10 protein-coding genes are annotated in these 12,106 nt (G+C 68.9%); all 10 read left to right on the top strand.

All coding sequences use genetic code 11. The features are described from left to right. Positions 1-1,113, top strand: a complete 1,113-nt coding sequence (locus tag ABD993_RS25285; protein ID WP_345423435.1) for a thiolase family protein — start codon at positions 1-3, stop codon at positions 1,111-1,113. Further along, positions 1,110-1,538 (top strand): Zn-ribbon domain-containing OB-fold protein, encoded by a 429-nt coding sequence (locus ABD993_RS25280; protein WP_345423432.1) that lies wholly within the window; start codon positions 1,110-1,112, stop codon positions 1,536-1,538. Before ABD993_RS25285 ends, ABD993_RS25280 begins: the two co-directional genes overlap by 4 nt. Then, entirely contained in the window at positions 1,535-2,581 is a 1,047-nt protein-coding gene (locus ABD993_RS25275; RefSeq protein ID WP_345423429.1) for a beta-ketoacyl-[acyl-carrier-protein] synthase family protein, read from the top strand. The genes ABD993_RS25280 and ABD993_RS25275 overlap by 4 nt, the downstream gene beginning before the upstream one ends. A 72-nt stretch (positions 2,582-2,653) precedes the next feature. Continuing rightward, positions 2,654-3,241, top strand: a complete 588-nt coding sequence (locus tag ABD993_RS25270) for a MarR family winged helix-turn-helix transcriptional regulator (protein ID WP_345423426.1) — start codon at positions 2,654-2,656, stop codon at positions 3,239-3,241. Between the two features lie 104 nt (positions 3,242-3,345). Next, positions 3,346-4,911 carry a class I adenylate-forming enzyme family protein gene (locus ABD993_RS25265; RefSeq protein ID WP_345423423.1) on the top strand — a complete coding sequence of 522 codons (1,566 nt, stop codon included), beginning with the start codon at positions 3,346-3,348 and terminating at the stop codon, positions 4,909-4,911. 230 nt (positions 4,912-5,141) lie between these two features. Beyond that, on the top strand, positions 5,142-7,844 hold the full coding sequence (locus ABD993_RS25260; RefSeq protein ID WP_345423420.1) for an ABC transporter permease subunit: 2,703 nt from the start codon (positions 5,142-5,144) through the stop codon (positions 7,842-7,844). Positions 7,845-7,846: 2 nt separating this feature from the next. Further along, positions 7,847-8,644: an ABC transporter ATP-binding protein gene (locus ABD993_RS25255; protein WP_345423417.1), complete on the top strand. Its 798-nt coding sequence runs from the start codon at positions 7,847-7,849 to the stop codon at positions 8,642-8,644. Positions 8,645-8,709: 65 nt separating this feature from the next. Further along, on the top strand, positions 8,710-9,882 hold the full coding sequence (locus ABD993_RS25250) for an ABC transporter substrate-binding protein (RefSeq protein ID WP_345423414.1): 1,173 nt from the start codon (positions 8,710-8,712) through the stop codon (positions 9,880-9,882). A gap of 60 nt (positions 9,883-9,942) precedes the next feature. Next, on the top strand, positions 9,943-11,199 hold the full coding sequence (locus tag ABD993_RS25245) for an amidohydrolase family protein (protein ID WP_345423411.1): 1,257 nt from the start codon (positions 9,943-9,945) through the stop codon (positions 11,197-11,199). Between the two features lie 75 nt (positions 11,200-11,274). After that, positions 11,275-12,105: an SDR family NAD(P)-dependent oxidoreductase gene (locus ABD993_RS25240; protein WP_345423408.1), complete on the top strand. Its 831-nt coding sequence runs from the start codon at positions 11,275-11,277 to the stop codon at positions 12,103-12,105. The last annotated feature ends 1 nt before the right edge of the window (position 12,106 follow it).

The raw sequence follows: 12,106 nt of genomic DNA, 5'->3' as shown, positions 1-12,106 counted from the left end.
GTGTCCGATGTCGCGATCGTGGGCGCGGCCCACACCGCCCAGGGAGAGCTGGCGGGAAGGTCGGCCAACTCCATCGCGGTCGAAGCGGTGGCCCTCGCCCTGGCGGACGCGGGACTCCAGAAGTCCGATCTGGACGGGCTCATCACCTGCCAGCCGGTCGGCACCCGGAGCGGCACGGACTGGCAGATCGGGGCGGCGTTGGGTATCCGCCCCCAGTACTCGGCGACCCTCGAGTACGGGAGCTGCAACTTCTCCCTGCATCTCGCCGTCATGGCCATCCGGGCGGGCTTCGCGTCCACGATCGCGTTGGTGTACGGCGCGAACCACCGCACCGGCCGGACCGATTTCAGCATCACGAGCGCGGCGTCCATGCTGGGGCCGGCCTCCGGTTACCTGCACATCGCGGGCCCGAGCGCGATGGCGGTGCGGAGGTACCAGCATCTCTACGGGCTGACCGAGGAGGAGTTCGGGTGGATCGCCGTCGGCCAGCGGGAGTGGGCGCAGAAGAACCCATTGGCGGTCTTCACCGACCCGCTGCCGATGTCGGAGTACCTCCGGATGCCGTACATGGTCGCACCGCTGCGGCGCCCGGACATCACGATGATCTCGGACGGCGGGGTGGCGTTGATCGTGACGTCGACCGAGCATGCGGCTGACCTGGGCCATCCCGCGGTCGAGATCGTCGGCATGGCCCAGGACGCACCCCTCTACGAGGAGCCGGACGCCCTGATGCGACCGATGTTCGGCCGCTGCGCCTCGCGGCTCTACGAGCAGAGCGGGGTGGGCCCGGCCGAGGTGGACGTGCTCTACGTGCAGGAACCGACCGCCCTCACCGTGCTGCAGGCCCTGGAGGCCTTCGGCTTCTGCAAGGAGGGCGAGGCCGGCGGGTTCCTCGCCGAGGGACACACCCGACCGGGAGGTGATCTGCCGGTCAACACCAACGGTGGTCAGCTGTCGGAGAGCTACATGTGGGGCTGGCTGCACCTGGTCGAGGCGGTCCGGCAACTGCGGGGCGACTGCGGAGACCGACAGGTCGAGGCCCGGACCGCGCTCTACTGCTCGAGCGGCGGCTTCGCCAAGTGTGGCGCGACGGCGCTGAGGCGGTCCGGATGACAGCCGCGGTGTCGAAGCCGATGCCCGATGTCGACGATCCGTTGTCGGGCCCGTTCTGGGCCGCGCTCGACCGACACGAGATCGTCGCGCAGCGCTGCCGGGACTGCGGCATGGTGCGGTGGCCCATCGCGGAGACGTGTCCACGGTGTCTCGGCTCGCCGGCGGTGTGGGAGCGGCTCCCGAGCGAGGGCCGAGTCTGGAGCCACGTCGAGTACGTCCGTGCGTTCCATCCGGCGTTCGCGGCCGAGACCCCTTACGTGATCGCGCTCGTGGACGTGGTGGAAGGGGTACGGCTGCCCGGTCGGCTGCTGCCGGGCGCCCGACCGGTGTCCATCGGCGCTGTAGTGGTCGCGCGGTTCGTGCCGACTCAGTCGGGGCCCACGCTGCTGGCCTGGGAGGAAGTACCGAGGAAGGAGGACAGGTGAGTACTCATCTCGTGATCATCGAGGCGGTTCGCGCACCGCTCGTGCTCGACCAGGCGGGTGGCCTCGCCGACGGGACCCGGGTCGGCGAGCTCCTGTCGCCGATCGTCGACGCGATTCTGACACGTTCTCGGACGCGTCCCGAACAGATCGACGAGATCGTCGTCTGCGGCACCGCTCGAAACACGGTTGAGGCGTTGGCCTCGAAGGCGGTGGACCTGCAGTCGGCATCGGGCACCACAGCGCTGGAGGAAAGGGCCCGCGTGGGTTCCGCCCCTCTCACCCTGGTGGCCGCCGTTAGGGGGCGGGAGTCGCCCTTCCCGGCCTCGACGCCCCCGGTGGCCCCGATGGGAGTGGAGTCCGTGTCCTCCACAGTCGCCCGCTCCGTCGCCCGGGCCGTGGCGGCCGACGCGGCGGGGGACTTCGTCGGCGAGATCGCGCCGGTCGTGCTCGCCGGGACGAACGGATGGGTGCTTGAGCGTGACGAGGTCGGTGCATTCGACCGTGATCGACTCAGTGTCCGGGTCGGCGCCGGGTCGGGGGGGAGTGCCGCCCTGCTCGAGACCGACCGACCCCCCAGCGCTCTCGCTCCGCCGGCGTTCGGCGCCGCGGCCCTCCTGGTGTGCGCGGAGGACCGGGCCGTCGAGCTCGGCTTCCGGCCGCTGGCCAGGATTCTCGCCTCCGTCGGCGAGCGGAGCACGACGGACACGGTGTGGGAGGTGCAGGAACGGGTGACCTCACGGGCGTTGGCCAGAGCCGGGCTGCTTACGTCGCAGCTGGACCACGTCGAGATCGACGAGCGCTTCTCGCAGGCCCCGGAGGTCTGGGGTCGGCGCTTTCGCGTGCACGAGGACCTGGTCAACCCCCGCGGTGGCGCCCTCGCACTCGGGGTACCCGGTCTCGCCTCCGGGCTGCGCCTGGTCGTCACGGTGATCAACGGCCTGCGTACGTCCGGCGGCGTCTTCGGCCTCGTGATCGCCCACGAGCTCGACGACACCGTCAGAGCGATCGTGGTGGAACGAACGGATCAGGTGTCGGCGACCTGATAGGTCACGTCACTGATAGTCTGGTCCCCAAAGTTATGATGTTGGCGCTTCGAGCAGCACGCGGGGGAATAGATGACCGACCCCATCCGAGAGATGCGAGACCACTGGGACGAACGTTGGGGAGGCGGCCTCGCGGCGGAGGCGTCCACTCAACTTCTCAGAGTCTCCCAGCTTCTGCTGGGCAGGCTGGACGGCATCTTGGCCGAGTTCGGGCTCACGCTGGCCCGCTACGAGGCGCTCACGCTGCTGACCTTCTCTCGCAAGAGCGAGCTGCCGTTGAGCAAGCTCGGCGAGAGGCTCATGATCCATCCGGCCTCGGTCACGTCGATCGTGGACAAGCTCGTCGAGTTCGAATACGTCGAGCGGGTTCCTCATCACTCCGACCGGCGGGTGGTGCTGGCCAGGGTGACGACGAGCGGACGGCAGATCGTCGAGCGCGCCTCCGCGGTGATCATCGCCGCCAACAACGGTTTCGCCGGGCTCACCGACGACGACCTCGAGACGCTGATCGCTTTGAGCGTCCGCTTCCGTGACGCGGTCGGCGATGTCGGATCGACCGACAACTCCGTCGACGGCTCGACAGGGGTGAAGGGTGGCGGTCGACGAGTCGATCAGTCGCGGGTCCGTAGGGCCCGTATCACGCGGAGTAGGAGCGCGTAGCGATCGTCGGCCGCTACCGCCACTCCGTCGGCCTTCGATGGCCGAGGCGAGCGCAGGGCATCGCCGGTTTCCCGTGTGCCCTGCATGTGTGGTCGAGGTGCGCAATGAGCTATCTCAACTGTGGACGACTTCTCCGACTGGCTGCGGACCGCAATGGGCCGCGCCCCTTCCTGACCTTCGGCGCCCGGACCTGGACTTACGCGCAATTCCACCAGACGGTCAACCGGCTGGCGAACTCGTTGCTCGCGTCCGGGGTCAAGTCCGGGGACCGGGTCGCGATCCTGTCGCACAACAGCGACGGGGTCCTGTTGGTCCTGTTCGCCGCAGCCCGGATCGGTGCCGTGACGGTGCCTTTGAACACGATGCTGACCAATGACGAGGCCGTCGATCTCGTCGTCCGGTCGAAGGCTTCCGTCCTCGCGGTCGGATCCGGTCTCTCCGGCCGGCTCGACGGCATCCTGGAGCGGGTACCGCGTCCGCGGCTCGTTCTCCAGCTGGGCGAGGGCCGACCGGAGTCGCCGGACGTAGTCTCCCTCGATGAGCTGATCGCCGCGAGCATCGCGTCCGACGAGCCGCACATCGCGGTGGCCGACGAGGACCTGGCGACGATCATCTTCACCTCCGGCTCCACGGGCACGCCCAAAGCGACCGCCAAGACCCATGCCAACCTGGGGTGGTCCGCGGTCAACCTGCAGCTGGCCGAGCCCCGTGACCGCCGCTCCGTCGAGCTGTTCGCCATCCCGCTGTCCGGCATCGGCTTCGCCAACTTCATCCTGGCCGACGTGCTCGCCGGTGCCCATGTGGTGCTCATGGCCAAGTTCGACGCCGACGAGGCCGTCCGCCTGATCGAGCACCATCGGGTGACTCACGCGTTCCTGGCTCCAACGATGTTGCTGTCCATGGCCGGTTCTCCCGAGCTCCGCGACGGTGCCCTGCGCTCCGTCGTGGCGGTGGACACCGCGTACGAGATGTCGCCCGAGCAGCGGCGGTCCGTCGCCGAATGCTTCCCGGCTGCCGACTTCGTGTACGGCTACGGGTCCACCGAGGGCCTGCTGAACCGGACCCCACCCGACCGCTTCCTCACCGATCCGACCTGTGTCGGTCGACCCGCCGGGCTCGACGAGACCCGGGTGATGACCGCCGACGGTCGCCTCGCCGCGACCGACGAGGTCGGTGAGATCGAGCTGTACGGCCCGACCCGGATGGCGGGCTATCTCGGCCAGGACGACGCGGAGGTGTTCACCGGGGACGGCTGGTACCGCACGGGAGACCTCGGCAGCATGGACGAGGACGGCATGCTCCACTTCCGCGGCCGGATCAAGGACATGATCAAGAGTGGCGGCTACAACGTCGCTGCGGCCGAGGTCGAGTCCGCCATCGGCGAGGTCGACGGAGTTCGTGCGGTGGCTGTCGTGGGTCGCTCGCACCCTTACTGGGGGGAGGCGGTCGTCGCCGCCGTCGTCCTCGAGACAGAGGCCGAGGCCGACAAGACCCGACGCGCGATCACGGACCATCTCTCGCAGCGGCTGTCCGCCTACAAACGGCCGAAGCACGTCGAGATGGTGACCGATCTTCCGTACTCGCCCTCGGGCAAGGTGGCAAAGGGTGTTCTGGTCGCTGCGCTCGCCCATGTCTTCGCCGACGAGGGCGCTCGGTCCGACGGAGGCTGACCACGGTCGGTGTCGTTCCGTCCGGTGGCGGGCCGTCACGGCGTCGAGATGTAAGCACGCAAGATATTCTGGTCTCTGAGTATGTTGTGTGCTAGAAATATCCCGCGATGTGATCGGTGTCGCGTCCGAGGTTGGACGGGACACCGACGGGCGGGTGGACAGGACCTTCCGGTCCTGGCCTGAGTTGCCGAATGTCGCACTGCGAATCGACCGAGTACAGGTGGTCAACGATGCACACCGTTCTGCAATTGGCCATCACGGGGCTGGGCTCGGGTGCCGCCACCGCCTTGCTGGCGCTGGGTCTGGTCCTGACATACCGCGGCTCCGGGGTGGTGAACTTCGCCCAGGGTGCGATCGCGACCAGCGCCGCCTATACCTTCCTGGTATTGGTCGAGGAGGACTGGTCGACTCTGCCCGCCGCGGCCGTATCGGTCGCGATCGCGGTCGCGATCGGCGTCGCCTTCCAGGTCCTGGTTCTCCGCAACCTGCGCACCGCGCCGCCCATGGCGAAGGTGATCGCGACCATCGGGCTGCTGGTCACCCTGGTTGCGCTGGTCCCGCTGGTCTTCGGAGACGAGTGGCGCCCGCCTGTCGAGCTGGTGGACCGGACGGCCATCGACCTCGGCTTCGGTGACCCCGCCTTCGTCTTCCCGTTCGACCGACTGGTCTTCCTCCTGGTCGCCATCGCGGCGACCGTGGTGCTGTGGGCGATCTATCGATTCACGACGTTCGGCCGGGCGACTCGCGCGTTGGCCGACAACGAGCGAGCTGTGACGCTGCTCGGCTACTCCACCGACACCCTCGCCGTCATCAACTGGGGTCTGGGTGCGGCCCTCGCCGGCGGGGCAGGCGTGCTGCTGGCCAGCCTGGTTCAGCAGACCCCGATGTCGTACACCTTGATCCTCGGCGGCGCCATCGCCGCCGCGTTGATCGCGAACTTCCGTTCGTTCGCCGTGACCCTGGTGGCCTGTCTGCTCCTCGGGTCCGTACAGGCGGTCGTGCAGAGCATCGCGCCCGACCTGACCGCGGTGACGACCATCGGCGGATGGGGGGAGCTGATCCCGCTCATCGTGATCGTGGTCGTGATGGTGGTGCGCGGCCGGTCGATCCCGGTCCGCGGCGCGTTGCTGGAGACGGTCCTGCCCGCCGCGCCCGCGATCCGTAGCCCCCTCCGGTTCGCCGCCATCGGGATCGCGGTCGGTCTGGTCTGGATGATCGTCGTACCCGCGGCATGGGTCGCCCCGAGCACGATCTCCCTCATCGGCGGGTTGGTCTGCCTGTCGCTCGTCGTGCTGACCGGTTACCTCGGACAGGTCAGCCTCGCCCAGATGTTCCTGGCGGGCAGTGGCGCGTTCTTCGCCGCCCAGGCTGCCTCCAGCCTGCCCTTCCCGATACCCCTGCTGATCGGTGGACTCGCCGCGGTGCCGATCGGCTGGCTGCTCGCGTTGCCCGCGCTGCGCATCCGTGGCATCAACCTCGCCGTCGTCACGATGGCGGCGGCCTTCGCAGCGGACGCGGCCTTCTTCACCGACTTCCGGCTGGCAGGGGGGAGCTCGTTCGAGAGGCCGTCGCTCGGGGGGATCGAGCTCAACCCCGTCACCTCGCCACGCTCCTTCGCCGTCGTGGTCCTGATCGTGGTCCTCCTGCTCTGCCTGGGGGTGGCGTGGCTCCGGCGCAGCCACATCGGCCTGCGGCTCCTCGCCGTGCGGGCCAACGAGCGCGGAGCCGCCGCGCTCGGGCTCTCGAACGCCCGGGCGAAGCTGGTGGCCTTCGGGATCTCGGCCTTCATCGCCGGAGTGAGCGGAGCGCTGCTGGGCTACCAGGCGGAGCGTCTGAGCTACGACAACTTCGGAGCCTTCCTCTCGCTCGTCATCGTGTCCACGGCCTACATGGCGGGCATCGGCGCGATCCCGTCGGTGTTCATCGGTGGGCTCCTGGTCAGCGGCGGGTTGTTGGCCTCCTGGCTGCACTTCCCCGGGGTCGCCGGTCAGATCGTCCAGGTGTTGGGGGGCGTCGGCGTCATGTTGACGGTCATCATGCACCCCAGTGGTCTGGCTCTGCTGCCGCATGACATGCGGGAGAAGCTGCAGCGGCGTCGGATTGCGCACGTCAAGGACGGGGCGGAGGCCGCCCCGGTACCGGAGCCGCGCGCGGACGGCGAGAAAGAGCCAGTCGCCGACGCACCATCCCGGTCGGTGTCCGTGGCGTCGTTGCTGACCCATCGTGACGACCGGCGCTCCCTGGTGGCCGAGCACATGACCCTGAGCTACGGGGCCGTCACCGCGGTGAACGACGTCTCGCTCGTCGTCCCGCCGGGTCAGCTGGTGGGCCTCATCGGCCCGAACGGCGCGGGCAAGACGTCGACCATCGACGCGCTGACCGGTTTCGCACCCGGAACCCGGGGCTCGGTGCGTCTCGGGGAGGTCGAGATCGGCGGTTGGCCCGCGCACAAGCGCGCCCGTGCCGGGCTCATCCGCACGTTCCAGGGCCTCGAGATCTTCGACGACCTGACCGTGCGGGAGAACCTCGAGGTCGCCCAGCGAGGCATCGCCCGGGGAAGCAGCGTCTCCGTCGACGACGCTCTGGCGGCCTTCGACCTCAGAGCGGACGCAGAGCGGGCGGCGGCGAGCCTGCCGCAGGGCGAACGGCGGATGCTCGCCCTCGCCCGAGCCCTGGCGTGCGGGCCCGAGGTCCTCGTCCTGGACGAGCCGGCCGCCGGGCTGGACAGTGACGAGTCCGCGCACCTGGGAACCCTCCTCCGGGGGGTCGTGGACAGCGGCCTCGGTGTGCTGCTCGTCGACCACGACATGTCCTTGGTGTTGACCGTCTGCGACCACGTGCTCGTCATGGACTTCGGCCACGTGATCGCGACCGGAGATCCCAACTCGATCCGCCGGGACGAGCTCGTCCTGAGCGCCTACCTGGGGGGATGACGATGACCGATCTCCTGAGCGTGACCGACCTCGCGGTCGGCTACGGCGAGACCATGGCCCTGTTCGACGTCGAGTTCTCCGTGGGCGCGGGCGAGGTCGTAACGCTCCTCGGTCCCAACGGGGCCGGGAAGACGACGACGCTGCTCACCGTCATGGGCTTCCTCGAACCGAGGCGTGGCAGTGTGCGGGCGGAGGGGCGCGACCTCAAGGGCGTGTCCCCCCATCGCCGGGCACGCGACGGGTGGACCTACGTTCCGGACGACCGGGCGCTGCTCGCCAACCTGACCGTCGCCGAGAACCTCTCCATCGTCCGCAACGCCAAGGCCGATCCCTTCGAGCTCTTCCCCGAGCTCGAAGCCCTGCGCGGCCGGCGGGCGGGGCTGCTGTCCGGTGGTGAGCAGCAGATGCTCGCGCTGGCCCGTGCCCTCTGCACCAGGCCGAAGCTCCTGCTCGTCGACGAGCTCTCGCTCGGCCTGGCTCCCCTCGTGGTGGGCCGTCTGCTGACCGCGTTGCGGGAGGCCGCGGACACGCTCGGATCCGGTGTGCTGCTCGTCGAGCAGCAGGTCGAGCGTGTGCTGGAGGTGGCGGACCTGGGCCACGTCCTGGTCCGCGGCCGCATCGAGATGAGCGGAAGTGCGGCGGAGCTCCGTGCCAACCGTTCGGTCGTCGAGGCGAGCTATCTCGGAGAGCGGGCCGCGGACCCCGAAGCGACCGCACCCGCGGTCGAGCCGCGGCCCGGCGCACTACCCGGTGTGGGGGACCATGCCCAACCTGAGACCCCGCAGCTGCCCAACCGCTGACGGTTGTGGCGTGAGACGTCGGAACCCACCCCGGTCAGACTGACCCTCGGATCAATGGAGAAACGATGAGAAGCCTGGTCACCGCAGCGTCCGCTGCAGTGTTGCTACTGGCGGTCGCGGGCTGCGGGGGCGGCTCGCAGGCCGCCAACGCCCCCCAGGGCGAGCCCCTCGTGCTCGGTATCGTGAACACCGACAGCTCGGCGGGCAGCCTGAAGAGCACGGGTGACGGGCTCGAGGCGTGGGTGAAGGCCCAGAACGCCAAGGGTGGCGTCCAGGGGCGGCCCCTCGAGGTCAGCCGCTGCGACGACGCCGGCGACCCGCAGAAGAACGCCGACTGTGCTCGGCGCATGGTGGCCGACCCGAAGGTGCTCGTGATCGCCGGGTCGGCGGGCCGACACCTCGGTGCGACCTCGGGACCGATCTTCGAGGCGGCGAGCATGCCGGTGATCTGCGCGAGCCCGTCCAGCGTCCAGGAGTTCAGCGGCAAGACCGCTTTCTGCATCCGCGGCGGACACCTCGTCGGCTTCGCGTCGGTGCTCGACTACTGGAAGAAGAACAACATCAACACCGTGACCTACGTGGCACAGGACACGGCGGCGGGGCACTCGTCGGCGAACGACCTCAAGACACTGCAGTCCATCGTCGGCACGACACCGGCGGGGGAGAGCTACGTCCCGCAGAACTCCCCGGACTTCCTCCCGGCCGCCCAGGCGGCGGAAGCCAGCGACCCGAACGCGATCCTGCTCGGCATGGCCCCGAACGTCACCCTGCAGATGCTGCAGGCCTTCCAGACCGTCGGCAGCAAGCCCACGTTGGGCACGAACGGCGGTAGCCTGAACGGCGCGGTGATCTCCAGTCCCGCGTCCGAGGGGCTCTACGCGGACAACTCGTTCCCGGTCTTCAGCTCGACCGACCCGGCCATGACGGAGTTCAAGAACGGTATGGGTGAGGCCGGCTTCGACAAGGAGATCGACGGCTACGCGCTGGCGGGTTGGCTGACCGGAAAGGTCTTCGAGAACGTCGCCAACCAGGTCGGCCCGAACCCCACTCGAGAGTCGATCCTGAAGGTGCTCATGGACGGCAAGGTGGAGAACGTGCCGCTGCTCCCCGCCGTGCTCAGCCGGGCCAACGCCCCCAAGAGCATCCCGAACCTCGGCGCGATCGCGAACCCGACCACACACGTCGTCCAGATCAAGAACGGGGAGCTGACAGACCTCGGCACCTTCACGATGCCGTAGCTCTGAGCGGGCCGGTGTGCCCCACCTCCAGCAACCTGGGGCTAAGGAGAGGAATCCGATATGAGCGACAGACTTCTGATCATCTCCGGCGATGGCCACGTGGCCTTGCCGATGGCGGAGTACCGTCCCTACCTCGAGGAGAAGTACCACTCCGCGTTCGACGACCTGCTCGGCTCGACTGCGAAGACGACCATCAACTTCTTCGATGTCCTCGACCCCGAGTTGGCGGAGCGTCACAAGGCCACGATCTACGACTCCGGTGCCATCGAGGGCCACTGGGACCCTGAGCGTCGTGTTCAGGAGCTCGCTAAGGACGGCATCGTGGGTGAGCTGCTGTTTCCGGACGGGACGCCGTTCAGCGCAGGCGGGCTGGGCTCGGCCCGCACCCGCTTCCCGGGTGAGCTGGAGTTGGCCGGCGCTCGGGCCTACAACCGTTGGGTCGCGGATTTCACCGCCGGACAGCCGGCTCTGGGCGCGCAGGCGATCCTGTGCCTGCACGACGTCGCCGAGGCGGTCAAGGACGTCTACCGGGCGAAGGAACTCGGGTTCAAGTCGCTGTTCATGCCCGGCATGGACGACGGCAAGCCGTTGTTCTGGGACCCCTGCTACGAGCCGCTGTGGTCCGCGGCCGAGGAGGTTGGCCTCCCGCTGAACTTCCACGGCGGGACCGGTATGCCGGACTACGGTGGCGCTGTCCTGCCGGGTGTCCCCGGCGAGGTCCGGGCGCGCATCTCTGGGTTCGAGTTCGCCTGGTGGGCGCACCGCCCGTTCTGGTTCCTGATCTGGAGCGGTGTGCTGGAGCGGCACGCCGGCCTGCGCATCGCCTTCACCGAGCAACACAGCGACTGGGTCATCCAGGTGCTGGCCATGATGGACCACTCGTGGCACAACAGCATGATGAACGACTCGCTGAAGAAGATCGTCAAGCGGCCGCCGAGCGAGTACTACAAGCGGCAGGTCTGGATCGGCTCCTCGTTGCTGTCCCGGGGCGAGCTCGTCACGCGGGACCGGATCGGCACCGACAAGATGATGTTCGGTGCCGATTTCCCGCACCCCGAAGGCACCTTCGGCGTCACGCGTGAGTACCTGCGCGCGACGATCGGGGCCACCGATATGACCGACGACGAGATTCGGGCCTTCCTCGGTGGGAACGCCGCGTCGTTCTACGGGTTCGACGTCGACGCGCTGCGGCCGATGGCCGACTCCCACGGGCTGACCCTGGACGAGATCCGGGTTCCGCTCCCGCAGGGCGAGGAGGAGATCCTCCGCCGGGTGGACGCTCTCCGGCCCACGATCACGCTCAGTGACATGCGCTGAGTCAGACCGAACCGCGGTGGACGCGCCTGAAGCGGCGCGTCCACCGCTCTGTCCAGAGCGAGAAGGGATTCGACGGTGAGCACCAACGAGGCTGTCGGGCAGCTGGCGGGCAAGCGTGCCCTGGTCATCGGCGGCGGCGGTGGAGGGATCGGCTGGACGATCTCGTCGACCGTGGCGAAGGAGGGCGCCGACGTCGCCGTCGTGGACAAGGACCCGGAGCGCGCCGCCGACGCGGCGGCGCGGCTCGAGGCGTTCGGCGGGAAGTCGGTGGGAGTCGTGGGCGACGTCCTCGACCGAACCGACCTCCGCCGCGCGGTCGGGGAGGCACGCAGCCTCCTCGGCGGAATCGACGTGCTGGTGACGGTGGTGGGGGGGCAGACTGTCTTCGGTCTTCCGTTCGTGCCGCTCACCGAGTACACGGACGAGCAGGTCGACCTCGCGTTCGGGCTCAACCTCGACTACGTCGTGACCGCGGTGCGCGAGGTGGTGCCCATCATGGTCGAGCAGGGCACCGGCGGCTCCATCGTCAGCGTCGGGTCCATCTCGGGTGGCTTCCACGGTGCGCAGAACCAAGCCGTCTACGGGGCGTCCAAGGCCGCGGTGAACCATCTCGCCCGCACGGTCGCCGCTGAGAACGGGCGCGCGGGCATCCGGATGAACGTCGTCAGTCCGGGCAGTGTCCAGACTCCAGCGACCGGTACCCGCGTCTCGGACGAGGTCGACGCGCTGCTCGACCACATCCCGCTCGGGCGACGGGGCAGACCGGAGGACATCGCGGACGTCGTGGTCTTCTTCGCCTCGGATCGCTCACGTTACGTAACCGGACAGACGCTCTCGGTCGATGGTGGAGCCTCCACCGGACACCCGCTGCCACACATCTCGTTGCTGCGGAGCGCCAAGAAGTGAC

Source organism: Pseudonocardia xishanensis (genome assembly GCF_039541715.1).
In the GTDB taxonomy this organism is placed as follows: domain Bacteria; phylum Actinomycetota; class Actinomycetes; order Mycobacteriales; family Pseudonocardiaceae; genus Pseudonocardia; species Pseudonocardia xishanensis.
This window is presented reverse-complemented; position numbering and strand designations above follow the sequence as displayed.

Coding starts and splice junctions, on each gene's coding strand:
- ABD993_RS25280 (WP_345423432.1), top strand. CDS start 1,110: ATGACAGCCGCGGTGTCGAAGCCGATGCCCGATGTCGACGATCCGTTG.
- ABD993_RS25270 (WP_345423426.1), top strand. CDS start 2,654: ATGACCGACCCCATCCGAGAGATGCGAGACCACTGGGACGAACGTTGG.
- ABD993_RS25265 (WP_345423423.1), top strand. CDS start 3,346: ATGAGCTATCTCAACTGTGGACGACTTCTCCGACTGGCTGCGGACCGC.
- ABD993_RS25260 (WP_345423420.1), top strand. CDS start 5,142: ATGCACACCGTTCTGCAATTGGCCATCACGGGGCTGGGCTCGGGTGCC.
- ABD993_RS25255 (WP_345423417.1), top strand. CDS start 7,847: ATGACCGATCTCCTGAGCGTGACCGACCTCGCGGTCGGCTACGGCGAG.
- ABD993_RS25250 (WP_345423414.1), top strand. CDS start 8,710: ATGAGAAGCCTGGTCACCGCAGCGTCCGCTGCAGTGTTGCTACTGGCG.
- ABD993_RS25245 (WP_345423411.1), top strand. CDS start 9,943: ATGAGCGACAGACTTCTGATCATCTCCGGCGATGGCCACGTGGCCTTG.